25 protein-coding genes and 1 pseudogene are annotated in these 25,141 nt (G+C 70.0%); 21 read left to right on the forward strand and 5 right to left on the reverse strand.

Annotated elements, in window-relative coordinates; all coding sequences use genetic code 11:
• The first annotated feature begins 88 nt into the window (after window positions 1–88).
• Window positions 89–739, forward strand: a complete 651-nt coding sequence (locus ACFY1L_RS21580; protein ID WP_388826395.1) for a hypothetical protein — start codon at window positions 89–91, stop codon at window positions 737–739.
• On the forward strand, window positions 736–885 hold the full coding sequence (locus tag ACFY1L_RS21585) for a hypothetical protein (protein ID WP_388826398.1): 150 nt from the start codon (window positions 736–738) through the stop codon (window positions 883–885). The genes ACFY1L_RS21580 and ACFY1L_RS21585 overlap by 4 nt, the downstream gene beginning before the upstream one ends.
• A gap of 39 nt (window positions 886–924) precedes the next feature.
• On the opposite strand, the gene ACFY1L_RS21590 is transcribed toward ACFY1L_RS21585, so the two are convergent.
• A complete protein-coding gene (locus ACFY1L_RS21590; protein WP_388826400.1) occupies window positions 925–1,329 on the reverse strand; it encodes a cupin domain-containing protein in 405 nt (134 codons plus the stop codon).
• A gap of 202 nt (window positions 1,330–1,531) precedes the next feature.
• Here ACFY1L_RS21590 and ACFY1L_RS21595 point away from each other — a divergent pair, with 202 nt between their 5' ends.
• The 12 genes from ACFY1L_RS21595 (at window position 1,532) to ACFY1L_RS21650 (ending at window position 12,368) form a co-directional block, all read left to right on the forward strand.
• Window positions 1,532–2,089: a carboxymuconolactone decarboxylase family protein gene (locus ACFY1L_RS21595; protein WP_388826403.1), complete on the forward strand. Its 558-nt coding sequence runs from the start codon at window positions 1,532–1,534 to the stop codon at window positions 2,087–2,089.
• Entirely contained in the window at window positions 2,086–3,573 is a 1,488-nt protein-coding gene (locus tag ACFY1L_RS21600) for a sugar ABC transporter ATP-binding protein (RefSeq protein ID WP_388826406.1), read from the forward strand. The genes ACFY1L_RS21595 and ACFY1L_RS21600 overlap by 4 nt, the downstream gene beginning before the upstream one ends.
• Window positions 3,570–4,577, forward strand: coding sequence for an ABC transporter permease (locus tag ACFY1L_RS21605; RefSeq protein ID WP_388826409.1), 1,008 nt, complete (start codon window positions 3,570–3,572; stop codon window positions 4,575–4,577). Before ACFY1L_RS21600 ends, ACFY1L_RS21605 begins: the two co-directional genes overlap by 4 nt.
• A 50-nt stretch (window positions 4,578–4,627) precedes the next feature.
• Entirely contained in the window at window positions 4,628–5,590 is a 963-nt protein-coding gene (locus ACFY1L_RS21610) for a sugar ABC transporter substrate-binding protein (RefSeq protein ID WP_388826412.1), read from the forward strand.
• A 10-nt stretch (window positions 5,591–5,600) separates the two neighbouring features.
• Complete coding sequence (locus ACFY1L_RS21615; protein ID WP_388826415.1) at window positions 5,601–6,512, forward strand: LysR family transcriptional regulator; 912 nt, start codon at window positions 5,601–5,603, stop codon at window positions 6,510–6,512.
• 96 nt (window positions 6,513–6,608) lie between these two features.
• Window positions 6,609–7,523 (forward strand): VOC family protein, encoded by a 915-nt coding sequence (locus tag ACFY1L_RS21620; protein ID WP_388826418.1) that lies wholly within the window; start codon window positions 6,609–6,611, stop codon window positions 7,521–7,523.
• Window positions 7,524–7,536: 13 nt separating this feature from the next.
• Window positions 7,537–8,985 (forward strand): NAD-dependent succinate-semialdehyde dehydrogenase, encoded by a 1,449-nt coding sequence (locus ACFY1L_RS21625; RefSeq protein WP_388826421.1) that lies wholly within the window; start codon window positions 7,537–7,539, stop codon window positions 8,983–8,985.
• The gene (locus tag ACFY1L_RS21630; protein WP_388826423.1) at window positions 8,982–9,752 is read left to right on the forward strand and encodes a fumarylacetoacetate hydrolase family protein; all 771 of its coding nucleotides are present in this window, start codon (window positions 8,982–8,984) and stop codon (window positions 9,750–9,752) included. Before ACFY1L_RS21625 ends, ACFY1L_RS21630 begins: the two co-directional genes overlap by 4 nt.
• Complete coding sequence (locus ACFY1L_RS21635) at window positions 9,749–10,120, forward strand: VOC family protein (protein ID WP_388826426.1); 372 nt, start codon at window positions 9,749–9,751, stop codon at window positions 10,118–10,120. The genes ACFY1L_RS21630 and ACFY1L_RS21635 overlap by 4 nt, the downstream gene beginning before the upstream one ends.
• Before the next feature lie 26 nt (window positions 10,121–10,146).
• Complete coding sequence (locus ACFY1L_RS21640) at window positions 10,147–10,932, forward strand: alpha/beta fold hydrolase (protein WP_388826430.1); 786 nt, start codon at window positions 10,147–10,149, stop codon at window positions 10,930–10,932.
• Window positions 10,929–11,399 (forward strand): heme-binding protein, encoded by a 471-nt coding sequence (locus tag ACFY1L_RS21645; protein WP_388826433.1) that lies wholly within the window; start codon window positions 10,929–10,931, stop codon window positions 11,397–11,399. Before ACFY1L_RS21640 ends, ACFY1L_RS21645 begins: the two co-directional genes overlap by 4 nt.
• A 3-nt stretch (window positions 11,400–11,402) precedes the next feature.
• Complete coding sequence (locus ACFY1L_RS21650; RefSeq protein WP_388826436.1) at window positions 11,403–12,368, forward strand: methionine synthase II (cobalamin-independent)-like protein; 966 nt, start codon at window positions 11,403–11,405, stop codon at window positions 12,366–12,368.
• Between the two features lie 6 nt (window positions 12,369–12,374).
• On the opposite strand, the gene ACFY1L_RS21655 is transcribed toward ACFY1L_RS21650, so the two are convergent.
• Complete coding sequence (locus tag ACFY1L_RS21655; protein ID WP_388826439.1) at window positions 12,375–12,662, reverse strand: putative quinol monooxygenase; 288 nt, start codon at window positions 12,660–12,662, stop codon at window positions 12,375–12,377.
• A 140-nt stretch (window positions 12,663–12,802) separates the two neighbouring features.
• Here ACFY1L_RS21655 and ACFY1L_RS21660 point away from each other — a divergent pair, with 140 nt between their 5' ends.
• From ACFY1L_RS21660 to ACFY1L_RS21690, 7 genes and pseudogenes are all read left to right on the forward strand, one after another.
• Window positions 12,803–14,263 (forward strand): aldehyde dehydrogenase family protein, encoded by a 1,461-nt coding sequence (locus tag ACFY1L_RS21660; protein WP_388826442.1) that lies wholly within the window; start codon window positions 12,803–12,805, stop codon window positions 14,261–14,263.
• Window positions 14,256–15,452: an L-2-hydroxyglutarate oxidase gene (gene lhgO / locus ACFY1L_RS21665; RefSeq protein ID WP_388826445.1), complete on the forward strand. Its 1,197-nt coding sequence runs from the start codon at window positions 14,256–14,258 to the stop codon at window positions 15,450–15,452. The genes ACFY1L_RS21660 and lhgO overlap by 8 nt, the downstream gene beginning before the upstream one ends.
• 121 nt (window positions 15,453–15,573) lie before the next feature.
• Window positions 15,574–16,434, forward strand: a complete 861-nt coding sequence (locus ACFY1L_RS21670) for an amidohydrolase family protein (protein ID WP_388826448.1) — start codon at window positions 15,574–15,576, stop codon at window positions 16,432–16,434.
• 13 nt (window positions 16,435–16,447) lie between these two features.
• Window positions 16,448–18,160, forward strand: coding sequence for a thiamine pyrophosphate-dependent enzyme (locus tag ACFY1L_RS21675; protein WP_388826451.1), 1,713 nt, complete (start codon window positions 16,448–16,450; stop codon window positions 18,158–18,160).
• Between the two features lie 20 nt (window positions 18,161–18,180).
• On the forward strand, window positions 18,181–19,239 hold the full coding sequence (locus tag ACFY1L_RS21680) for an Ldh family oxidoreductase (protein ID WP_388826454.1): 1,059 nt from the start codon (window positions 18,181–18,183) through the stop codon (window positions 19,237–19,239).
• A 181-nt stretch (window positions 19,240–19,420) separates the two neighbouring features.
• Window positions 19,421–20,134: a substrate-binding domain-containing protein gene (locus ACFY1L_RS21685; RefSeq protein WP_388826457.1), complete on the forward strand. Its 714-nt coding sequence runs from the start codon at window positions 19,421–19,423 to the stop codon at window positions 20,132–20,134.
• Between the two features lie 840 nt (window positions 20,135–20,974).
• Window positions 20,975–21,661, forward strand: a pseudogene (locus ACFY1L_RS21690) (glycosyltransferase 87 family protein); the annotation flags it as partial.
• A gap of 183 nt (window positions 21,662–21,844) precedes the next feature.
• Here the strand turns inward: ACFY1L_RS21690 and ACFY1L_RS21695 are convergent.
• The 3 genes from ACFY1L_RS21695 to ACFY1L_RS21705 form a co-directional block, all read right to left on the reverse strand.
• Window positions 21,845–22,807 (reverse strand): sugar phosphate isomerase/epimerase family protein, encoded by a 963-nt coding sequence (locus tag ACFY1L_RS21695; protein WP_388826460.1) that lies wholly within the window; start codon window positions 22,805–22,807, stop codon window positions 21,845–21,847.
• Between the two features lie 56 nt (window positions 22,808–22,863).
• Window positions 22,864–23,883: a Gfo/Idh/MocA family protein gene (locus tag ACFY1L_RS21700; RefSeq protein ID WP_388826463.1), complete on the reverse strand. Its 1,020-nt coding sequence runs from the start codon at window positions 23,881–23,883 to the stop codon at window positions 22,864–22,866.
• Window positions 23,884–24,063: 180 nt separating this feature from the next.
• Window positions 24,064–25,083 carry a sugar ABC transporter substrate-binding protein gene (locus ACFY1L_RS21705; RefSeq protein ID WP_388826466.1) on the reverse strand — a complete coding sequence of 340 codons (1,020 nt, stop codon included), beginning with the start codon at window positions 25,081–25,083 and terminating at the stop codon, window positions 24,064–24,066.
• Window positions 25,084–25,141 lie beyond the last annotated feature (58 nt).

The raw sequence follows: 25,141 nt of genomic DNA on the forward strand, positions 1-25,141 counted from the left end.
TGCGGGAGGCCACACGGAAGGCCGCAGAGCGGGCGACGCGCACGTTCCACACCCGTCTGTCCACCGGAGAGAAGAGCTGCGCAAACGGATGGCCACCCTCGCCGTCGTCCACGACGCGGATCCGGCCGTGCGCCGGCCACACGTCATCATCGCCACGCCCGGCGGCCGCACCACCCGCCGCGCTCCGCGCAAGGGGCCCATGGCTTGCGCGAAATGGCTCACCGCCTCGGTGGAGCACGACGCGGACCACATCATTGCCGCCGCGTTCGACGAGGCAGAAGCCCGTGACCCGCAGCACCGCCGGTGCTGGGTGGTCCTGGTCGACGGCGCCGAGCACCAGTTGGAGTTGATCCATGCGAAGGCCGCCCGACGGGGCGTCACCATCCATGTCGTCCTTGACGTCGTCCAGGTGATCGAGAAGCAGTGGTTGGCCTTGCGGTGCTTCCACACCGCCACCGATCCGGACGCCGAGACCTGGGTCGGTACCCAGGCCGCCCGGATCCTGGCGGGCGACGCTTTCGGCGCCGTCACCGGCATCCGCGCACAAGCCGACCGGCTGGACCTGTCCCCAGATCAACGGGCCGCAGCGGACCGGGCCTGCCGCTACCTGGAGAACAACGCTGCCTATCTCCACTACGACCAGGCACTCGCGGCCGGATGGCCGATCGCCAGCGTCGTCGTCGAAGGTGCCGCACGTCATCTGGTGGCCGACCGACTCGATATCACCGGCAGCCGGTGACGGTGCCCGAAGCCGAAGCCGTCCTGACCCTGCGGGCCCTCATCAGCAACGGCGACTTCCCGCCGTACTGGATCTTCCACACACACAGAGAACGCGAACGCCCCTACCCCAAGCCCGACCAGCACAACTACGAACTCCTGGCCTGACCGGCAAGCTCACTCCACGAGAGCCGCACCCTTTCGGTTTCAGCCCATCTGGTCCTCGGCCGAGAGATGCTCCACCGTCTTGCCGGTCTCGGTGAAGGTCCGGGTGACATGGCCCGAGGAGTAGACCCACAGGATCCGCAGCGGGGTGTCGCCGACGTTCCGGAAGAGATGGGGTATCGGGGAGGGGACATAGGTCGTGTCGTACCGCTCCAGCCTCCTCGTCTCTCCGTCCACCCACACCTCTGCCTCGCCCTCCAGGATCGTCACGTGCTCGTCGCAGTTGTGCGAGTGCAACGGGGCCCCGGAACCGACTGGGTACACGCTCATCCCGCTGGTGATCCTGTTCTCGCCCCGCGCGGACGAAGTGGTGATGAGCGGGGTTGTCACTACGGCGCCGCCGCGGTCGAGGAGGGGAGTCTCGGAGGCCTTGATGATGGTGGTCATGGGGGCAGACGGTAGGCCTCCGCCTGCCCGAAGGGAGGCCTGCAGCGTGCAGTTTTACCTTGCATTTCGGGAGGGGTGAGCTCCTCGAAGTCGGCTGTACCTTCACCTGGCACCGCTCGGTTTCCGGTTCCTTGCGGGAGATGTGCCGGAAGAAAAGGCAGGTATCGGCCAGATGAGGCTCCCCGTTCTCAGCGATGAGGAAATGACTCCGCGGCAGCAGGAGCTGGCCGCCCGTATCGCCGGGCGTCGCGGTGCCGTCCGCGGGCCGTTCCGGGTCTGGCTGCACAGCCCGGAGATGTGCGAGCGGGCTGAGTCGCTCGGCGCGTTCGCCCGCTTCGACTGCTCGCTCCCCAAGCACCTGCGTGAGCTCACGCTCCTGATGGCCGCCCGCAACTGGGACGCGCAGTATTCCTGGAACGCCCACGTGCACCAGGCGATCGAGACCGGCGTCCCCGAGGCCGCGGTCAAGGCGATCGCCGAGAAGCGCGAGGCCGTCTTCGACAACGACGCCGACCAGGCCTTCTACCGGTTCTGCAAGGAGATCCTCGACGAGCACTTCGTCACGGACGAGACCTTCGCCGCCGCCCTGGAGCACTTCGGCAGCAAGGGGCTCGTCGACACCATCGGCGCGCTCGGCAACTTCACCATGCTCGGCATGTGCCTGAACACCTTCCAGGTGGACCTCCAGGCCGACAAGGAGCCCCCCTTCCCGGACATCCGCGGCTACGGCCGGGTGGTGCCAGAGGGCGATCAGCCATGACCCCGGTCCTGCGTGTCCGCGGTGTCACCAAGTCCTTCGGCGGGGCCGCCGCTCTCAAGGGCGTCGACCTCGATCTGTACCTCGGAGAGACGCACGCGCTGATGGGCATGAACGGCGCCGGCAAGTCCACGCTGGTGCAGATCCTGTCGGGCGTGCACCAGGCCGACGGCGGCACCGTCGAGGTCGACGGCAAGGAGTACTCCGGGCTCACCGTGCGCAAGGCCCGCAGGCTGGGCATCGCCTGCGTCCCGCAGCGCCGCGAGCTGGCGATGGGGCTCACCGTCGCCGAGAACGTGATGCTGGGCGACCTGCCCACTCGCGGCCGTACCGTGCACTGGAAGGCCGTACGGGAGCAGGCCCGTGCCGCCCTGTCCGGGCTCGGTATCGACATCGACGTGGAGCGGGTGGCCGGCACCCTCACCGTGGCCGAGCAGACCATGGTCGAGGTGGCCCGCGAGGTGCGCCGCGGCGGCCGGATCCTGATCCTCGACGAGCCGACGGCTTGTCTCAGCGCCAAGGACGCGGACCGGATCCGTTCGCTGGTGCGCACCCTGCGGGACGAAGGGGTCGCCGTCGTGTACATCTCGCACTACATCGACGAGGTCATGGCCGTCGCCGACCGCCTCACCGTGCTGCGCGACGGGGAGGTGGTGACCAGTTCGCCGGCCGCCCAGATGGATCCGTCGAACCTGGTCCACAGCATGGTCGGCCGGGACGTCGTCTCGCGGCGGCCCGAGCGGCCCGCACCGAAGGACGAACACGGCCTTGCCATAAGAGGGTTGACGCAAGGCCGGGCCGTCCGGGACTTCTCCGTCGAGGTGCGAAGGGGTGAGATCGTCGCCGTCCTCGGACCGGCGGGGGACGCTCAGTCGCGGTTGTTCGACCTGCTGTCCGGACGCCGACGCCCGGATGCCGGGACCCTCCAGGTCGACGGCCGCGGCGTGCCCTTCGGCCGGGTCGCCGCATCCCTCGCCAGCGGCCTGCGCTGTGTCACCGGCGACCGCCGCACCCTGGGCCTGGTCCAGGGGCTGTCCCTGGACGAGAACCTGATGCTGGCCGGTGACCGCTTCGCCCGCCGCCGACTGCACCGCCGTAGTGAACTCGCCCGGCGCGCCGCCCCGTTGCGGGGGAACTACGGGGTGGTCGCCCTCACCGGAAACCCGCCCGTCGGCACGCTGTCCGGCGGCAACCAGCAGAAGGTGCTGCTCGGCAAGTGGCTGGAGACCGATCCGGTCGCCTGCTTCCTGGAGGACCCCACCAACGGTGTCGACGTCGCCGCCATGGCGGACATCCACACCCTCGTCGACGACCTCGCCTCGCGTGGCGTCGCCGTCCTGCTCGCCTCCTCCTCCGCCGAGGAGGTCATGCGCCTCGCCGACCGGGTCGTCGTGGTCAGCGCGGGCCGCACGGTCGCCGAGCACGACATCACCGCCATCACCCGCGACGAACTCGTCGCCACCGCACTCGGAGGTCAGCCGAAGTGAGCCTCACAACCCCCTCGGCCGCCCCGGACACCGCGGTCGAGCGCCCCGAATCCCGATGGTCACCAAGGGAGTTGCTGCACATCCCGCACGGTGGCCTCGTCGTCGTGCTCGTCCTGGTGGCTGTGTTCACCGCCGTTCAAGCCGACTCCTTCACCACCTCGCAGAACCTCCTGAACGTGCTCCGGCAGATCAGCGTCACCGCCGTCATCGCGGCAGGCCTGACCCTGCTGATGACCGCCGGCGGCATGGACTTCTCCATGGGCAGCAACGCGGCGGTGACCGTGTCGGTGGGGGCGACCCTGCTGCACGACGGCCGTCCGACCTTCGTGACCGTGGTCCTCACCCTGCTGCTGGCCACCCTGATCGGCCTGGTCAACGGCCTCGTCGTGACCTTCACCCGGGTCGCGCCGTTCGTCGCCACCCTCGCCTCGGCGATGCTGCTCGACGGGGTAGCCCTGCTCGTCCTGGACGGGGAGTCGATCACCATCGGGCAGCGCATGTGGGCCCTCGGCAACGAGAAGGTGCTCGGCATCCCCTACCTGTGCGTAGTGGCTGTCCTGGTGCTGGCCGTGATCGGCCTGGCCATGCGGTTCACCACCTTCGGCCGGGACGCCTTCGCGATGGGCGGCAACGAGCACGTGGCGCGCCTGAGCGGCATCAACGTCTCCGGACGCAAACTCGCGCTGTACGCCCTGGCGGGCGGCCTCGCCGGGCTCGCGGGGCTGATGCTGCTGTCCCGGCTCGGCGCAGCCGCGCCCAACACCGGTGGGCTGCAACTGCAGTTGACGGCTGTCGCCGCGGTGGTGATCGGCGGTACCTCGTTGGCCGGGGGGCACGGGTCCGTGATGGGGACCGTCCTCGGTGTGGTGCTGCTGGGGGTGGTGGCCAACGCGCTGAACCTGCTCCAGGTCAACAGCTACTACCAGTACGTGGTGACCGGCGGGGTGTTGCTCGTCGCGGCGGTCGTCAACGAGTTCCAACGGAAGTCCGTGCCCGGCCATTAGCGCCGTCCGCCCCCCACCTCTCTTCAATGACGAAGGAAAGGCCCAACCTCATGAAGCCCACCGCCCGTTCCCGCCGTACGGCCGCGATCTCGCTCGCCGGCGTCGCCGCTCTGGTGCTTTCCGGCTGCGGTTCCGAGTCCGACGCCGGGGGCGCCGTCGACGGCTCGGTCTCCCTCGGGTTCGTCAACGGTGCCAACACGCACTTCCACCAGTGCCTGCTGAAGGCGGTCGAGCAGACCGCGAAGGCCGAGAAGGCCACCGTCTACTCGGCCAACTCCAAGCAGGACGCCGGGACCGAGCTGTCCAACATCGAGGACATGATCGCCCGGAACGTGGACGCGCTGATCGTGCAGACCGTCAACGTGGACGCTCTGGAGGGCGACATAGCGAAGGCGAAGAGCGCGGGCATCCCGATCTACCTCACCTCCGTGGCCACTTCGGACACCTCCAACGTACTCGGAGTTGCCAAGGTCGACCTCAAGCAGGTCGGCGCACTGGACGCCGGGTGGATCGAGAAGGACGCCGCCGGCAAGAACGTGAAGGTCGGCATCGTCGCCGGGGCTCCCGGGGCCGCCTCCGACCTGCTGGTGGGCGGCTTCAAGGGCGCGCTGCCGGCCAGCGCGAAGGTCGTGGCGAACCAGCCCGGCATGTTCAACCCGGCCAAGGCCCAGGACGTCGCCGAGAACATGATCCAGGCCCAGCCCGACCTCGACTACGCCTTCGTCGCCAACGAGGAGATGGCCTTCGCGGTCCGCAAGGCCTTCGACGCGGCCGGAGCCAAGGACGTCAAGATCGTCACTGTCAACGGCACGGAGGACGGGGTCGCCGCGGTGAAGAGCGGGAAGTTCTCGGCGACCGTCGCGAACTCGGCCATGAGCATCGGCCAGACCGCGGTCAAGAACACGATCGGCCTGCTCGACAAGGACGCGACCGTTGACAAGATTGCCAACATTCCTCTTGTCTTGGTCACCAAGGACAACGTGGACGAAGCGCCGCAGTACTGCCCCAAGTAAGGAGCCACCCATGGACCGCCTGCTACTGATGCACAGCTTCGTCACCGTGGCACAGGTCGGCAGCTTCAGCGGAGCCGCCAAAAAGCTGGGCTCCTCCGGCTCCCTGGTCTCACGGCATGTGGCCGAGCTGGAACGGCAGGTGGGAGTCCGTCTGGTCAACCGTACGGCCCGCTCGGTGAGCCTCACCGAGCCGGGCCAGCGATACGCCGAGTTTGCCGCCCGCATCCTCGACGAGATCGAGGCCGAGGACGCCGGCATAGCCCAGTCGCACGACCGCGCCGAGGGCACCCTCAGCATCATCTGTCCGAAATGGATAGGCAGCCTGGACCTCGGGGACGCCATCGCCGCCTTCTCCGCGGCGCACCCTAAAATCCAGATCCGCTTCGAACTCGGCGGAATGTCCGACCGGACCTACGACTTTCTCGACAGCGGATTCGACATCGCCTTCCACACCCGGGATCTGCGCGACTCCAGCGTCCGCCTAAAGAAGGTCTCCTCGCTGCCGTTCGTCCTGTGCGCCTCGAAGGCATACATCGACCGGCACGGCACGCTCACCCACCCGAACGACCTCGCCCACCACGACTGCCTCGTCCATGTGAACGACCCGGTCTGGCGCATCGGCCACGGACACGCGAGCACCCTGCACAAGATCCGCAACATCGCGTTCTCGTCCAACTCCTACATCGCGCTCCAGAAGGCGGCCGTCCACGGCCGGGGCCTCGCCCTGCTCCCGCAGCGTCCGGCCTACGACGACCTCGTCTCCGGCGCCCTCCAGGTCCTGCTCCCCGATCTCGCGGTCCCCGACCGCCCGCTGTACGCGATCTACGGCCCCGGACACGACACCCCGCGCAAGGTGAGCGTCTTCCTGGACTTCCTCAGCGAGTGGTTCTCGCAGAACCCCATCCCGGCGATCCGGCCGTAGCTGCAACAAACGATTGCGCACCTCGTGCGGCTCGGGTCATTGAGGCTCTCGCGTGCCGAAACCTACGCTCACGAGGCGACCCGGAAACGAGGAACCATGGGAATCCAGAGAATCGAATCGGTCACCTACGGCATCGACGACCTCGGCGAGTGTGTCCGTTTCTTCGAGGACTTCGGACTGTTCCTGGTGGAGCGGACCGACGAGCACGCCGTGTTCGAGACGCTCACCGGACAGACCCTGCACCTGGAAGCCGAGCCCGGACCGCTGCTGCAGGCACCCGTGGAGGAGGGCCCCACCCTGCGCGAGGTGGTGTGGGGCGTCGACACCCGGGAGGAACTGGAGCGACTGGTGGCCGCGGCCGGCAAGGACCGCGAGGTGCGGGAGAGTGCCGACGGCGTCCACCACACCGTCGACGAGACCGGCTTCGGCGTCGGACTGACCCTGGCCCGGCCCAAGGACGCACCGGTGACCCCGCGTCCCGCCAACGCGCTGGGCGCCGTCAACCGCTGGAACACCGCCCTGGAGCCGCTCGGCCGCGCGTATCCGCTGCGCATGTGCCATGTGGCCCTCAACATCCCCAAGCAGGGCAAGGAGGAGGCGGTCGGCTTCTACACCGAGCGCCTCGGCTTCCGGCCCACCGACGTCGTCGAGCCGATGGGCGTCTTCCTGCAGGCCCCGCAAGACCAGGACCAACACACCATGCTGCTCTGCCACCGCCCCGACCGCGCCGGCGTCAACCACATCGCCTACGAGGTGCCCGGCTTCGACGACGTCATCGAGGGCGGCAACTTCATGATCGAGCGCGGCTGGCGCGAGGCCCGCAGGCTCGGCCGCCACACCGTCGGCTCCAACGTCTTCCGCTTCCTGCACGCCCCCTGCGGCGGCCGCGTGGAGTACGCCGCCGACATGGACCGGGTCGACGACTCCTACGAGACCCGCCTCCACCAGACCACCCCGCCGCACCACATCTGGGCCCTGCGCACCAACCGCGACCAGGACGCCCCCGCCTGAGAGGCACGCATCCATGACCACCGACCACGGCTACCCCGCCGTCCGCATGCACATCGCGGGTGAGTGGTGCCAGGGCGGATCCGGCACCACCGACCCGATCGTGAACCCGGCCACCGAGGAGGTGATCGGAGAGGTACCGCTGGCCACCACTGCCGACCTGGACCGCGCGCTCGCCGCCGCCGAGAAGGGCTTCCGCGTCTGGCGCGGCACCCCCGTCGCCCGGCGCACCGAGATCCTGCACACCGCCGCCGACCTGATCGCCGAACGCGCCGTCGAGATCGGCCGGATCAGCACCCTGGAGCAGGGCAAGCCGCTCGCCGAGTCCACCGGCGAGGCTCGCCGCACCGCCGAGACCCTGCGCTGGCACGCCGACGACGCCCGTCGCGCCTACGGCCGGATCATCCCGTCCGACCCCGGCACCGTCCTCACCGTGCGCCGCGAACCGATCGGACCGGTCGCCGCGTTCGTGCCGTGGAACTTCCCGGTAGGCGGCCCCAACCGGAAGATCTCGTCAGCCCTGTCCGCCGGCTGCTCCCTGGTCATCAAGGCCTCGGAGGAGACCCCGGCCACCGCCGCCGCACTGGTCGCCTGCTACGCCGACGCGGGCCTGCCGCCCGGAGTCCTGAACCTGGTCTTCGGTGAGCCCGCCGAGGTCTCCGCCCATCTCATCGCCTCCCCGGTCACCCGGCTGGTCGCCTTCACCGGCTCGGTCCCCGTCGGCAAGCTCCTGGCGGCCGAGGCGGGGAAGGTCATGAAGCCCTCCCTCATGGAACTCGGCGGCCACGCCCCGGTGATCGTGTGCGCCGACGCCGACCCCGTGCAGGCCGCCCGCCGGGCCGCGCAGGCGAAGTTCGCCAACGCCGGGCAGGTCTGCACCTCCCCGAGCCGCTTCCTGGTCCACGAGAGCCTCGTCGAAGACTTCACCGCCGAGTTCGTGAAGGCCGCCGAGGCGGTCGTCATCGGCGACGGACTGGCCGACGGCACCAAGATGGGCCCGCTCGCCAACGAACGCCGACTGGGGGCGATGGAGCGGCTCGTCGCCGACGCCGTCGACCGCGGCGCCAAGGTCCTCACCGGCGGCGAACGGCTCGACCGCGCAGGGTACTTCTTCTCACCGACCGTCCTCATCGACGTACCCGAGGACGCAAAAATGCTGCACGAGGAGCCGTTCGGGCCGCTCGCGCCCGTCGTTCCCTTCACCGCCCTCGATGAGGCGCTCGCGAACGCGAACGCGCTGCCGTACGGCCTCGCCGCCTATGGATTCACCCGCTCCGCCGCCACCGCCGAACGGCTCTCCGACGAGCTGGAGGCCGGCATCCTTTCCCTCAACCACTGCGGCGGCTCGGTCCACGAGGCCCCCTCCGGTGGGGTGAAGGACAGCGGCTACGGCCGTGAGGGCGGCCCCGAGGCTCTGGACGCCTACCTGGTCACCAAGCGCGTCTCCCATCTGCTGGCGCCATGAGGTACGCGCGAGTCTCGGTCGGCGGCCGGGCGGTGTGGGGCCGGGTGGGGGAGTCGGAGATCGAGCTGCTGTCCGGCTCCCCGATCGAGGGCGACCCCCAGGTCACCGGGGCGGTGGAGCGGGCAACCGCCCTGTGGCTGCCGCCCGTCGTGCCGCCCGTCTTCTACGCCGTCGGCTACAACTACCCCCGGCACATCGCGCACGCCAAGGCCGCGACCCCCGAGCGCCCCGAGGTCGGCTACCGTGCCAACAACGCGCTCACCGGCCACGGTTCACCGATCGTCAAGCCCGTCGAGGTCCAGGGCCGCTTCGAGGCCGAGCCCGAACTGGTCGCTGTCATCGGCCGTACGATCCGGCACGCCACCCACGAGGAGGCGCGAAAGGCCGTCTTCGGCTGGACCATCGGCAACGACGTCAGCGCCCGCGCCTGGCAGCACCAGGACCGCACGTTCTGGCGCAGCAAGAACAGCGACACCTTCAAGCCGATGGGCCCCTGGATCGAGACGGACGTCGACGCCCTCGCGCAGACGACCACGCTCAGGGTCAACGGCTCCGAGCGCGCCCGGTTCCCCACCGGCGACATGGTCCACGACCCCTTCGACTACCTCGTCGAGATGACCCGTCACCTCACCCTGCACCCCGGTGACGTGCTGTGGATGGGCGCCGAGTCGACCTGTCAGCTGGAGCCGGGGGACACCGTGGACGTCGAGATCAGCGGTATCGGTGTGCTGTCCAACCCCGTACACCTCGAAGGGAATCGAGCATGAGCAAGGAACCCCGTTACATCCACCACGTCAACTTCCCCACGACCGACCCCGACCGTACGGCCGAGTGGTACACGAAGGTCTTCGGGATGAAGCGGATCATGCCCAAGTCCAACACCAAGGTGGTGCTGATGACCCGGGGCAACTTCGATCTGCACTTCACCCCCGTCGAGGAGATGGAGCGCATGGCGCCCTATCACTTCGCCGTCGAGGTCGACGACTGGGACGACTTCCTGGAGCACCTGAAGGAACTGGGCATCCGGCACACCCGGCCCATCCAGCGCCCCGAGAACCAGTCGAAGTTCTGCTACATCCACGACCCCGACCACACCATGATCGAGCTGGTCTGGCACGGCAAGCGCCCCAACTGACCGCTCACGTACGGGAGTTCATTCTCATGCCCTTCGCCGACTCCGACGGCACCGCCATCTACTACGAGCGCCACGGCAGCGGCCCGGCGATCCTGTTCGTGCACGGCAGCGGCGGCCACCACGCCGCCTGGTGGCAGCAGGTTGCCGCACTGTGCGACGACTTCACCGTCCTGACCGTGGACCTGCGGGGCTTCGGCAAGTCCGACTCCTCCATGCCGGAGTTCGACGGCCAGGACTTCCCCGGCGACGTGGTCGCGGTCCTCGACGCCGAGGACATCACCGACGCGATGCTGGTCGGCCAGTCCATCGGCTCGGTCGCCGCCCTGCGCGCCGGACTGCTGCGCCCCGAACGGGTCTCCTCCGTCGTCCTCGGCCACTCCCTGGGCGGCATCAGCCACCCCGAACTGAGGGAACTGGCCGCCGCCGACCGCGCCGAGGCCGTCAAGCTGCCGGTGATCGACCGGCTCCTGACGAAGGCGTTCCAGTCCGAACGCGCCGACCTCACCTTCCTGTTCCGGCAGATGGGCACGTTCAACGTGGCCACGATGCAGGACCTGCGCAACCTCGACACCGACGGACCCACCCTGGAGGAGATCCAGGCGTCCGGCGTCCGGGTCGCCTTCCTCGCCGGCGAGAAGGACGCGGTCCTCGGGGTGAAGACCGTCACCCGCGCCCACGAACTGCTGCCCGGATCCCACCTGGAGATCGTCGAGGGCGCCCCGCACTCCATGTACTGGGAGACACCGGGCCCCTACAACGCGGCGATCGCCCGTCTCCGCCGCACCCTCACCGCACCGAAGGACACCGCATGACCACCCTCACCCTGGACGCCGCCGAGGCGATCATCGACGCCGCCCACCAGCGTGCCCAGGCCCTCGGGAAGGCGGTGAGCGTGGCCGTGGTGGACGCGGGCGGTTTCCCGATCGCGATCCGCCGGCCCGACGGCGCCCGGCCGCTCACCCCGGACATCGCCCGCGCCAAGGCCTACACCGCGGCGATCATGCAGCGCCCCGGCGTGATGCTGAAGAAGTGGCAGGAGAGCCAGCCCGTCTTCTTCTCCCAGCTCTCCCAGCTCCCCGGCGCCGCCCTGCCGATCATGGCCACCGAGGGCAGCGTCACCATCAAGAAGGACGGCGAGATCATCGGCGGCCTCGGCATCGCCGGCGGCACCGCGGGCGAGGACCAGCAGATCGCCGAGGAGGTCCTCGCCTCCCTCGGCTACGAGCTGGAGTTCGCCGCCTGGGGTGTGGCCGGAAAGCTTTCCGGAAAGGACGCGTGAGTCATGGCGGACACCTTCAACTACCGCATCGACCACCATGGCAGCCTGGTCCGGCCGCCCGACCTAGCCGCCACCGGCGTGCAGCAGGCAGTCGGGGACGCGGTGGCCTTCCAGCGCAAGCTGCGCTCCACCGTCGTCACCGACGGCGACTACCCCCGGGAGGACTTCCGCAGTGCCGTCCTTGACGGAGTGTCAGGTTTTCGTCGTAGCGACGAGACGGGCCCCGACGGCCTGGTCCGCTGGGTTGCGGAGTCCCTCCCCAAGGCGGAGGGGCCCCTGGTCGCGGACTGGGCGGAGAGGGTGGCCACGCTCACGGTGATCGCGCCCAAGGTGGCGTTGCCCTCGCCGGCGTACCTCGCCGCAACGACCTACTGCCCCGGCCTCGGCCCCTCGTCGGTCCAGGAACTGGGCGAGGCGCTGGCGGAGATCATCCGGGCCGAGATCGCTCTGCTGGTGGCCAGGGGCGTACGCCTGATCCAGCTCAACAACCCGCTCCTGCTGGACGGGGCGACCGACGACGGCCTGCTGGCCGCCGACGCCCACGCGGCACGCCTGGACGAACGCTTCGAGGGCGTCCGGATTGCCGTCTGCCCCGGCTGGCGGGCGTCCGCCGAGGTCGACCGCTCCCGCATCGAGAAGATGTACGAGGCAATCCCGGCCGACCGCTGGGTCCTCCCCTTCGACCAGGGCACCGAGGCCGAGCTCGACCTGGTCAGGGCACTGCCCGAGGACCGTGACGTGTGTCTGGGCGTGGTCGACCCGACCGTGTCCGAACCGGAGGACCTCGACACCGTGCTGGCCAGGATCGACGCGGCGGGCGAGGTCAAGGATCTGGAGGACGCGGCGCTGTCGCCGTCCCGGGGCTTCGCCGACGTGGCGAGCCGGCCGCTGCTGAGCGCCGAGGGCCAGCGCCGGAAGCTCGTGCTGGTGGAGACGCTGGCCCGGTACGTGTGGGGCAACGAGTTCTGACGCCCCTCACAGGAGTTCGGCGAAGGTCACCGACCGCTCCGTCAGCAGCGGCCAGACCGTCTCCACGATGATCTCCTTGAAGTGATCGGCGGCCTTGTGGGCCTCGAATCCGTCCTGGTCCTCGTACCGCTCGTACAGCAGGAACTCACCCGGCCGGTCAACCACCGTGTGCACGTCGTACACCAGGTTGGCCGGTTCGGTGCGCGTCCCCTCCCGGGCCCGGAGCAACGCGGAACGCACCGCGTCAGCGTCGGCGGGCTCGCAGCGGTAGTGGGCGACGACGGTGAAAGCCATGTTCTTCCTCCAAAGGAGTGCGCGGTGCAACGAGCCGATTCCAGCACGAACCCCCTGATGAGCGGCTCGCGCACAGCGCAACCTATGTCTGCCGCCCCGGGACTGGTCCCCTCCCCGCGCGGTGAGGTGTCGTGAACGGTATGCGTACTCTCGAAACCCTGTCCGGCGGCGAGTGGGTGTCGAACGGCGACTGGATCGACGTCCACGACCCGGCCGACGTCCGTGCCCCGATCGCCCGGATCCCCGCCCTCGCGGCCAAGGACGTCACCCGCGCCTACGACCACGCCGAGCGCGCCTTCGCCGTCTGGAAGCGCACCAGCCCCTTCGAGCGCGCGCGGATCTTCGTCGACGCGGCCCGGCTGATCCGCGAGCGGGCCGAGGAGATCGCCGCGGACGTCACCGCCGAGAACGGCAAGACCCTCGCCGAGGCGACCGGCGAGACCCTGAAGGCCGCCGACTTCCTGGAGTACTACGCGGGCCTCGCCCGCCAGAGCTACGGCACTCTCCTGCACGACGTACGCCCGAACCACCGCACCCACACACAGCGCGAGCCGATCGGCGTGATCCTCGTGATCAGCCCGTGGAACGACCCGCTGATCACACCGGCCCGCAAGCTCGCCCCGCTGCTCGCGGCAGGCAACGCGGCCGTCTTCAAGCCGGCCACCGAGACCCCCCTGTCCGGCCTCCACTTCGCCCGTGCCCTGCACGACGCGGGCCTGCCGGCCGGCGTGCTGAACGTCGTCACGGGCCGTACGGCGGTGATCGAGGAGGCGCTCCTCGACGACCCCCGGATCGTCGGCATCACCTTCACCGGCTCCAACGCCGTCGGCAACCGCATCCGCCGCCGGCTCGCCGACCGCAACGTCCGGTTCCAGGGCGAACTCGGCGGCAAGAACGCCTCGGTCGTGCTCAGGGACGCCGACCTGCCGGCCGCCGCCAAGGCCGTCGTCGCCGCCTCCTTCGGCCAGGCCGGACAGCGCTGCACATCTACCAGTCGGGTGATCGTCGAACAGCCGGTGTACGAGGAGTTCACCCAGCTCCTGGTCGCCGAGGTCGAGACACTGAAGGTCGGTCCGGGCAGCGACGCGTCGACGACCCTGTGCCCGCTGTCGAGCCCGAAGCAGCGGGACGCCGTACTCGCCGACCTCGCGAGGGCCGTCGAGCAGGGCGCCACCGTCCTCACGGGCGGCGAGGCCGACACCGACGGCGACCGCGCCCACGGCTGCTACGTCCGGCCGACCGTCCTCGCCGACGTCACCCCCGAGACGGCGGTCTGGCGCGAGGAGGTCTTCGGGCCGATCCTCGTGGTCCGCGCCGTCGAGGACTTCACCTCCGCGGTCGAGGCCGTCAACGACTCCGACTTCGGCCTGGCAGCGGCTGTATTCACCCGCGACCTCGCGAACGCCTATCGGTTCGCCGACGACGTCGAGTGTGGACAGGTCGCCGTCAACTCGACCACCACCGGCTGGGACGTCCACCTGCCGTTCGGCGGATTCCGTGACTCCGGTACGGCCTACAAGGAGCAGGGCGACGAGGTGCTCCGCTTCTCCACCCGCGTCAAGACGGTCGCCGTCCACCTGGGGGAGCCCGCCCGTGGCTGACGAGACCGTTGGCATCGTCGGCGCCGGCATCGTGGGCCTGGCCACCGCCCGCGAGATCGCCCTGAGCCGCCCCGGCACCCGGGTCGTCGTCCTGGAGAAGGAGCAGGAGGTCGCGCTCCACCAGACCGGCCACAACTCGGGAGTCGTGCACGCCGGGATCTACTACAAGCCCGGCAGCCTGAAGGCCGACCTCACGGTCCGGGGTGTCTCCCTGCTCCGCGAGTACTGCCAGGACCGCGCGCTGCCGTACCGAGAGATTGGCAAGCTGGTGACGGCCGTACGCGAGGACGAGCTCGGCCGCATGAACGACCTCTACGAGCGGGCCAGGAACAATCACGTGCCCGACCTCAGGAAGGCCTCCCGCGAGGAGATCCGGGAGATCGAGCCGCACGCTGGCGGGATCGCCGCCCTGCACTCCCCGCGCACCGCGATCACCGACTACCCGGCGATCGCCCGCGCCTTCGCCAAGGACGTCGTCGACTCGGGCGGCGAGGTGAGGCTCGGCTTCCCGGTCACCTCGGTCACCAGCGTGCCCGGTGGCATCGAGGTGGCCTCCGGACAGGAACGGGCCCGGGTGGACCGGCTGATCCTGTGCGCGGGCCTCCAGTCCGACACGGTCGCGGGCCTTGCCCAGGACAAGCGGGAACCCCGGATCGTCCCCTTCCGGGGCGAGTACATGCTGCTCAGGCCGGAGCGGGCGGACCTGGTCCGGGGCCTGATCTACCCGGTGCCCGACCCCCGTTATCCCTTCCTCGGCGTGCACTTCACCCCGCGCGTGGACGGCTCGGTCGAGGTCGGGCCCAACGCCGTCCTGGCCCTCGCGAGGGAGGGCTACAACCGGACCAGTCTCTCCCCGAGGGACCTGATCGGCCTCGCCGGCTACCCCGGCGCCTGGAAGATGGCCGCCCAGCACTGGCGTACCGGAATCAGGGAATACCGCGGCTCCTTCTCCGCCACCGCCTTCATGAGGGACGCCCGGCTCTACGTGCCCGGAGTCACGGTGAAGGACGTCGTCCGGGGCGGAGCCGGCGTACGCGCCCAGGCACTGGACCGCGACGGCACCCTCGTGGACGACTTCCGTATCCATCAGGTCGGCCGCGTCACCGCTGTCCGCAACGCGCCCTCGCCCGCCGCGACGGCGTCGATGTCGATCGCCGAACACATCGTCGATGCCGTGTTCACCACCTGAGTTCTCCCTGCGTACGGCGCACTTTCTGGTTGCGCTCCAGGGGACTCCGCAACGCACCTTCGCCCGCCTAGTGTTCGGTCCGCTCCACCCCCACCACCCCCCTACGGAAAGAGTTGAAGACATGTTCGTCGTCGACACCCAGATCCACATCTGGAAGGAAGAGACCCCGGACCGCCCCTGGGTTCCGGGCGCGCGGGAGCGCATCCGCCTCAACGGCCACCGCGAGGACCCCTTCTCCTACGAGGAGGCCCTGGAGCTGATGGACGAGGCCGGCGTCAACCGCTCGCTGATCCTGCCGCCGTCCTGGGAGGGCGACCGCATCGACTACGCCCTGGAGGCCTGCGAGGCGCACCCCGACCGCTTCGGCATCATGGCCCGCATCCCGCAGAACAAGCCCGAAGAGGGCAAGGCGATGCTCAGGGACTTCGCGCAGAACCCGCACGTCAAGGGCACGCGCCTGACCTTCCACCGGCCCATCGACCGCAACTGGATGATCGACGGCACCAACGACTGGTACTGGCCGATCGCCGAGGAGCTGCGCATCCCGACGATGGTCCACGCGCCCATCTGGAAGCGGGAGTTGGGCGAGATTGCCGCCAAGCACCCCGAGCTGAAGATCATCATCGATCACATGGGCATCATGGCCCGCTGCGTGGACGACGCGATCGGATACTGGGTCCAGGAGACCGCCGACCTGGCCGCCCACCCGAACATCTACGTCAAGGTCTCCGCGCTGCCGGGCTACTCCACGCAGCCCTTCCCGAACAACAACATCCAGAAGTACGTGCGCGAGATGGTCGACAGGATGGGCCCGCAGCGCTGCTTCTACGGCACCGACATCACCCGCTTGCTGGGCCACGGCATCACCTACACCGACACGATCGAGCAGTTCACCAAGCACTGGGACTTCACGCCCGAGGAGCTTGAATGGATGATGGGCCGCGGTATCTCCGAGGTCCTGAACTGGCCGATCGAGGGCTGAGGAAGCACGAGAGATGACCGACACGACCAACTCCTCGGGCGCCGACGGCGGCGACGCTCTCGTCACCGCCTTCAACGCCGTCGGCGCCGACTACCTGTTCTGCTCCTCGGGCTCCGAGTGGGCCCCGGTGTGGGAGTCCCTAGCTCGCCGCCACCGGGACGGGCTGCCTAGCCTGGAGTACCTGGACCTGACCCACGAGACCGTCGCGGTCGGCATGGCCACCGGGTACGGGCTGGTCAAGCGCCGTCCGCAGGGGGTGCTGCTGCACGCCGCCCCCGGTCTGCTCCAGGGCTCGATGGCGGTGCACGGGGCGCTGCTGGCGGGTGTCCCGATGGTGGTCTCCTCGTCGGAGTCCACCACGTACGGCGACGGGCCCGGCCAGGACCCGGGCGGGCAGTGGTACCGCAACCTGTCCATCGTGGGCGGCCCGCAGGGGGTGGCCCAGCCCTTCACCAAGTGGTCCACCGAGGCGGCCAGCGTCCACACCCTTCCCACGATGGTCGCGCGGGCGGCGGAACTTGCCTGGCGGGCGCCCGCGGGACCGGCGTACCTCAACATCCCGCTGGAGATTCTGCTGGAGGAGTGGGACGGCCGCGAGGCCAAGCCGGTCGTCGCGCCCGGCTCCACGCACAGCTCTCCGGAGGAGGTCGACCCGGTCGCGCAGCTGATCCGGGAGGCCGTGAACCCGGTGATCGTGACCGAGACGGCCGGCCGTGAGGCGGGCGGCTTCGAGGCGCTGACCGACTTCGCGGAGGCCTGGAACATCCCGGTCGTCGAGCCCGACTCGGCGGTCTGCGCCAACTTCCCGCGCACCCACCCGCTGCACGTCGGCAGTGACATCGGGCCGTGGATGGACGAGGCGGACCTGATCCTACTCGTGAACTGCCGCGCCCCTTTCTACCCGCCGTCGCGCCGCCCCTCCAAGGCGAAGGTCGTGATCCTCGACGAGGTGCCGCAGCGCCCGCACGTGGTCTACCAAGTCCTGTTCGCGGACCGGTACCTGGAGGGCAACGTCGTCAACACCCTCCGGCAGCTGACCAAGCGGGCCAAGGACCTCGACGAGGCAGCCGTGACCGCCTGCCGTTCGGCGCAGGGGGAACGGCACGCGGCCGAACAGGCCGCGGTCGCCGACGCCGAAGCGAAAGCCTCCGCCCAGGCGGACGGCATCGACCCGGTATTGGTCGCCGCCACCCTGCGCGGACTGCTCGACGGACGGAACGGCATCGTCGTCGACGAGACCATCACGCACAGCCGGGTTGTCAAACGGCACGTCCGGACGTCCGCCCCCGACTCGTACTTCTACGTGCAGGGAGGCCTCGGCCAGGGCATCGCGGTCGCCCTCGGTGTCAAACTGGCCGCGCGGGAACGCCCCGTAGTGCTCACGATCGGTGACGGCGCCTTCGCCTACAACCCGGTCATCCCGTCGTACGACGCCTCCAAGGCCTACGAACTTCCGCTGCTGATCGTGGTGTTCAACAACCGTGTCTACAAGTCCATGAACCTCAACCACCGCCGTTTCTATCCCCATGGCGCGGCCGCCGAGACCGGCGAATGGCTCGGCACCGATCTGCGCCGGCTGCCCCGACTGTCCGCCTTCGCCGAGCCGTTCGGCATGCACACCGAGACCGTCGACGCACCGGACGCGCTCGCCCCCGCGCTGGAGCGCGCCCTCAAATCCGTGACCGAGGGCACCACGGCCGTCGTCGACGTCCTCGTCACCCGTTGAGCCAGGAGGCATCCGCCACCATGTCCACCCCACCCCCGAAGGTCCTGGTCCAGGCCGACGACCTGCGCACCTTCTCTGCGGCCCTCCTTCACAAGGGCGGGCTGAGCCCTGAGCACGCCGCCACCACAGCCGGCGTGTTCGTCTGGGCCGCGCTGCGTGGAGTCGACTCCCACGGCATCGCCCGCGTCCCCGCATACCTGGAACTGCTCGCCAAGGGCGTCGCCAACGCCCAGCCGGAGATGAAGACCGAGTCCACAACCCCGGCCACCGCGGTCCTGGACGCCGACCGCGCGCCCGGCCCCGTCGCGCTGAGCGCAGCCGCCGACGAGGCGGTCCGACGCGCCCGGACAGCCGGCATCGCCTCCGTCGGCGTACGACACACCGTCCACACCGGCGCCATCGGCTACTACGTGTCGAAGATCGCCGAGGCGGGGCTGATCGGAGTCGGCTTCGTCTCAGGTATGCCCAACATGGGATACACGGGGGTCAAGGGCACGGCCGTGGCGACGAGCCCGCTCGCCATCGCTGCCCCCGGTCGCACGTTCGCGCCGCTGCTGCTCGACATGGCCACCGCCACCATCGCCCTGGGGAAGATCCGCCAGGCCAAGGCGAGCGGCGCTCCACTGCCCGAGGGAGCGGCCGCAACCGAGGACGGCACCCCGACCACCGACCCCGCGCAGGCGGTGATGCCACTGCCACTGGGCGGTGCCAAGGGGTCCGGCATGTCTCTTGCCTTCGAACTGCTCACCAGCGTGCTGGTCGGGGCGCCGATCTTCGCGTCCTTCCACTCGGCTGACCCAGCGGGCCGCAGACACCGCCAGAATGCCCTGCTCATCGCCATCGATCCCGGCGCGTTCGGTGACACCGGCACCTTCGAGGCAGCTGTCGACACCACCCTGGGCGTACTCAAGACGTTGCCGGTGGCACAGGGCGCCGAGGGCGTCTTCTACCCCGGTGAGCGCAGTGAGGCCGTCGCTGCGGAGCGTGGCGAGAAGGGCATCCCCGTCGCATCCAAGTTGTGGCGCGAACTCACCGATGCCGCCGCGAAGTTGAGGGTCGAGCTGCCTGACGCCGTGTAGTCGGCCACGCGGAATCGGACCGCAACGGGGGAGATGGGCTGACCTGGGGGCGATCGTCACTGGCCCGCCTGTCGTTTGGCTCCTGGCGGCCACCCCTGTTGCGGCCGATGCGTCATCATCGGCGCCGGCTTCACCGGTACTGCTCGGGGCCGAGGACGCGCTCGGCGCGGGGAAGATCCCGGTGCTGCTGTGCGGCACCCGCGGCGACGTCATGCGTGAGCAGCACCGTCTGAGCAACCTCATGGACCGCCGGGTCGACGGCATCATCGTGACCGGTCGCCGCACCGACCCGCGGCCGCCCCTGAAGGGGGTCGAGCCGATCCCGACGGTGTACGCCATCTCGCCGTCCGCCGACCCGGACGACATCTCCGTCGTCTCCGACGACCGCAGCGGGGCGCAGCTGGCCGTCGAGCACTTGACGGCGACCGGCCGCACCAGGATCGCCCACATCACCGGCCCGGCGCACCACGCGGCCGCCCACGACCGCGCGCGCCACACGGAGGATCTCATCGCGCACGCCTCGCTCGAACTCGCCACCGGGCGCGTCCACTTCGGGGAGTGGAGCGAGGCATGGGGGCGCCGAGCCGCCGAGGCCGTGCTGCGTACGGCACCGGACACGGACGCCTTCTTCTGCGGCAACGACCAGATCGCCAGGGGGGTCGCCGACACCCTGCGGGAGAAGGGGCTGGACGTTCCGGGCCGCGTGGCGATCGTCGGGTACGACAACTGGGACATCATGGCCCTGGCCAGCCGTCCGCCCTTGACGACGATCGACACCGACCTCGGCGAGATCGGACGCCAGGCCGCGCTGCGACTCCTGGACGCCATCGGTGCCGAGCCGGAGCCCGGGGTGCATACCGTTCCGTGCCGGCTCGTGGTGCGTGAGTCGACCTGAGCGCATGCTCCGCGGCGGGCCCTGGTGAGGTCTGGCAGGCCTGGAACGGCACGGAGGGCCAGCGCCTTCAACTCCGTGACGGACGAGTCGAGATGGGCGCTTCCGGACGATCAGCACGGCGAGGAGCCGGGTGCGTCCGCTGTCGGTCGTCTGCGCCCGGGACCGCGAGGCCGCGGCGGACCGGGACCGAGATGACGGCACGGGCCCCTTCGGAGCGTGCCCAGCAGACGAGAACCGAAGACAGGCAGACGTTCCGCTCAGGCTGATCGGCCATTCAGCCGAGGCCGCGCCAAGCCGCGCCGTGGACTTGGGCCGTTCGGCCGATCCGCCGAGACCTTCGCCGACGCGAGATTGAGGACCGGTCCTCAATCTCGCCTCGGGAGTACGGTCATGTCGCTCAGCTCCACCGCTGTCCCATCCGTGCGGCGCCTTGTCGCCGCCGCCTCGCCGTACCGGCGCTTCCTGGACTTTGCGGTCGTGTCACGGGTCGCGGCCCGGTGGACGCACCTGTACTGGTGGGGGTGCGCGGGCTTCGCTCTGGTGCTGGCCACGGTCACCACACTCCCCGCGCATCGCGTCTGGGGCGTCTGCGCGGCCGTCGGATACACGGTCGCGGCGGTTTCGGCCCGCAGGACGTCGTCTCCCTGGGGGGGGCGGCCGAGCGTGGTCGCGGGGGTGGCGGGAGCGGTGGTGGTGCCGCTCGTGGTGCTGATGGCCCTGGGAGTGGCCCAGTCCGAGGTCGGCGTGGTCGAACGCTCCGGCGGTCTGCTGCTCGGTACGGGCAGTCCCTATCTGCCGCATCCGGGCGGGGTCGAGGACTACAACCCGTACCTGCCCGGCATGGCGGTCTTCGGTCTGCCGCGCGCGGTGTTCGGCCAGGTTCCCTTCGCCGACGCCCGACTCTGGTTCGCGGCCACCTTCCTGGTGTCCCTGGGCTGCGCCGCGCGGTGCGTGGCCGGCGGACGCCGTAGGGCGGGCGGCCGTCGCCCCGTCGAGGCGGTCACCGTGCGGGGCGGGGCGGGCGTCGTGTCGCCGAAGGCCGTCGCCGCCCCGCTGGCCGCGTTTCCCGCGGTGGCCCTGCCGCTCGCGGTGGGCGGGGTGGACCTTCCGGTGATTGGACTGATGTGTCTGGCACTGGCTCTCGCGGGGAAGGGCGGCTCCGGTACCGCGGCCGGCCTGGCCATGGGCGCCGCGGCGGCGCTGAAGTGGACGGCCTGGCCGCTGCTGCCGGTGGCCCTGGCGCTCCTGGCCGTGACCGCCGGCCGACGCGCGGTGATACGGGCCGGTGCCGCCGCCCTCCTGCTGGCAGGCGTGCTGGTGCTGCCGTCCCTGCTGGTCGACCCGCACGCGTTCGTCGAGCACGTGGTGCTCTTCCCGCTGGGCGCGGGCCACACCGGTTCCCCCGCGACCAGCCCGCTGCCCGGCTACCTGCTGGCCGCCTATGTGCCGGGCGGCCGGATCATCGCCGTAATCGTGCTGGCACTGGGCTGTGCCGCCATGGGCGTGTCGCTCTTCGTCCGGCCCCCGCGCACCGTGGTGGCCGGCGCGGACAGGCTGGCGCTGGGACTGACGCTGGCCATGTGCCTCATGCCGGCCACCCGCTTCGGCTACCTCGTGTACCCCCTCGTCCTGGTCGCCTGGTTCCGCCTCCGGCCGTCCGCGTCCGGTCGGCGGCGGGGTGGTCCCGTCGGTGAACCCGTACGGCTGCTCTCAGATCGCCGGGGGCTTGTACGAGCTGGGGTCGCGCGGGGCGACGCGCCGCAGGAGGTCGACGGACTTGGCCACCCCCTCGACCGGGGCCATGAGCACGTCCTCGTGCTCGATGCTCAGCACGTCGTCGTAGCCGACGCGGCGCAGGGCCAGGCAGAAGGCTCGCCAGAACGCCTCGTCGTGGCCGTAGCCGAGGGTGACGTAGTTCCAGGAGCGTTCCTTGGCGGCCATGACCGGCAGCGTCTCCAGCCTGCTCGTCAGTGCCTGGCGGGCGGACTCCAGCCGCGTGTCCTTGGCGTGCACGTGGTAGATCGCCTCGCCGAGGGCCTCGATGGCGGCGATCGGGTCGGCGCCCATCCACATCAGGTGACTGGGATCGAAGTTGGCACCGACCACCGGGCCGACCTCGTCGCGTAGCCGCAGCAGCGTGGGGACGTTGTAGACCGCCTGCTGGGCGTGCATCTCCAGAGCCAGCTTGGCCACGCCCCGGTCAGCGGCGTGCGCGACGAGGTCGTGCCAGTACGGCAGGATGACCTCGCTCCACTGCCAGTCGAGGATCTGCGTGGTCTCCGGCGGCCAGGAGACGGTGATCCAGTTCGGGTTGGCGTCGCCGGGGCCGCCCGGGAGGCCGGACATCATGACCACGCGCTCCACACCGAGGAGCGGCGCGAGAGCGATCGTCCGGCGCGCCACCTGGTCGTGGTCACGGCCGCTGGGCCCGGGATGCAGGGGATTGCCCGAGCAGGTGAGGGCGCTGATCGTCAGACCCCGGTCGGTGACCTTGGCGAGCAGCTCGCGGCGCGCGCCCTCGCTGTCGAGGAGCCGGTCGATGTCGACATGCGGCGAGGCGGACCAGGCGCCGGTGGCGAACTCCACGTGGTCCAGGCCGAGTTCGGCGGCCAGGTCGAGGGTCTCGTCGAGCGTGAGCTGCCCGACGCTGTCGGTGTTGAGACCGATCTTCATGAGGTTTCCTGTCTCCGGTGGTGCGCGACGGCAGAGGCCAGCTGTAACGGCAGAGGTCAGCTGTAGAGGGCGGGGCGGTCGACGAGCTCCACCTCGACCCGGCGTCCCTCGGTGAGGGAGCGCACGCCCGCCTCGCAGACCGCGGCCACGGCGTAGCCGTCCCAGACGCCGGGGCCGGTGACCTCACCGCGCCGGGTGGCGTCGACCCAGGCCTGCACCTCGCGGTCGTACGCCTCGTCGAACCGCTCGACGAAGCCGGGGGTGACCGAGCCGCCCCAGCGGCCCTCGCGGTTGACGAGCATCTCGTGCCGGTCGCCGATCCGGGCGCTGCCGTACTCGCAGACCGCCTCGGCCTGGACCTGGTAGCCGTAGCGGGCGTTGACGTAGATCTCCACGTCGACCAGGGCGCCGCCGTCGGTCTCGAAGACGACGAACTGCGGGTCGGCCAGTCCCTCGGGAGCGGTGCCGGACGGCTTCGGCCGCATCACCGTGACCGCGGTGATCTCCTGGCCCAGCAGCCAGCGGGTGATGTCCATCTCGTGGGTCACGGAGTCGTTGATCAGCATGGCGCTGGTGAACTCCGGCGGGCAGGAGGGGTTGCGGTGCCGGTTGTGCAGCATCAGCGTCCGGCCCAGTTCTCCGCTGTCCAGCAGGGCCTTCAGCCTGACGTACTCGCGGTCGTAGCGGCGCATGAAGCCCACCTGTACCCGGCGGTGGCCGAGCCGCTGTTCGGCCTCCAGCACGCGCAGCGCGGAGGCGGCGTCCGGGGTGAGCGGCTTCTCGCACAGGACGGGCAGGTCGTGGTCGAACGCGGTGAGCAGGGCCGCCTCGTGGGCGATGCCCGGGGAGGCGAGCAGGACCGCGTCCACCTCGGGCGAGGCCAGCGCCTCGGCCACGTCGTCGAACGCGTCGCACCCCCCGACACCGGCGGCGAGCGCCTTGGCGCGGTCGGTGTCGACGTCGACCACGGCGGCCACATGGGCGCCGCTGGTCACCTCGGTGATCCGGCGTATGTGGTCGGCGCCCATGCGTCCGGCGCCGATGACGGCGACTCCGAGAGAGTCGTGGTGAGCCATGGGGATCCTTGCTCGTGAGGGAAGTGGGGGGTCTGTACGTGTGGGGCTTCTACGTGTGGGGCTTCTGCGTGTGGGGATCTCTGCGCGGGGGTTTCTACGTGTCGCGGGCTCTCTGTGGATGGGCGACACCACCGGGCCCTGCCGGACCCCTCCAGATCCGGCAGGGAGTCCGATCGGTGGTCAGCGGGTGCCCTTCGCCGCGAAGGTGGCCACGGTGTCGACGTTGCTCTTGTCGACGAAGGCCGGGCCGGTCAGCACCGGCGCCACACCGCCGCCGCTGTAGTTCCCGTTGTTCTTGTAGAGCCAGAGCGAGTCGACCGCCAGGTACCCCTGCAGATAGGGCTGCTGGTCGACGGCGAACTGGATGCTGCCGTTCTGGACGGCCTTGACGAGGTCCTTGTTGAGGTCGAAGGTGGCGACCTTCGCCTTGCTGCCCGCGTCGGTGACCGCCTGCGCCGCCGTCAGCGCGAACGGGGCGCCGAGCATGACCACTTCGTCGATGGTCTTGTCCTGGGAGAGCTTGGCGGTGATCGTGGACTTCAGGGACGGCATGTCGGCGCCGTTCACGAACAGGGTCTGGAACTTGCCGGTGAAGGTCTTCTTCACGCCGGCGCAGCGTGCCTCCAGTGCGACCTGGCCCTGTTCCTGGATGCCGCAGACGACGTTCTTGGCGCCCAGTTCGTTGAGCTTCTTGCCGACCGCCTCACCGGCCACGGTCTCGTCCTGGCCGAAGTACTCCAGGAGTCCCTGCTTCTCCCAGTCGTTGACTCCCGAGTTGAAGCCGACGACAGGGATGCCGGCCTGCTTCGCCTTGGCCATGACGCTCTTCATGGCGTCGGGCTTGGCCAGGGTGACCGCGATGCCGTCGACCTTCTGGTCGATCGCGTTCTGCACCAGGTTCGCCTGGTTGCCGCCGGCGGGGTCGGACGAGTAGATCAGCTTGACGTTGTCCTTGGCGGCCGCCGCCTGGGCGCCCTTGCGGATGGTGTCCCAGAAGGTGTCACCGGGGACCGCGTGAGTGATCATCGCGATCGTCATCCGGGGAGTGGTGGCCTTGCCCGCCGAGACGCCGCCGACGCTCTCCTCGGACTTCTTGCCTCCCGAGGCGCTGGAGCAGCCGGCGAGGGCCAGGGCCGCGCTGGTGGCGACGGCCACCGCCATGGTGAGTCTGCGGGAACGGGGGGAGAGGGAGCGGTTCATTTCGGCACCTCACTGTGCTGACTTGCGGAAAAGGGGTGACGCGCACGGCCGAAGGACC

Origin of the sequence: Streptomyces sp. NPDC001663 (assembly GCF_042893105.1) — a bacterium.
Taxonomy (GTDB): Bacteria; Actinomycetota; Actinomycetes; order Streptomycetales; family Streptomycetaceae; genus Streptomyces.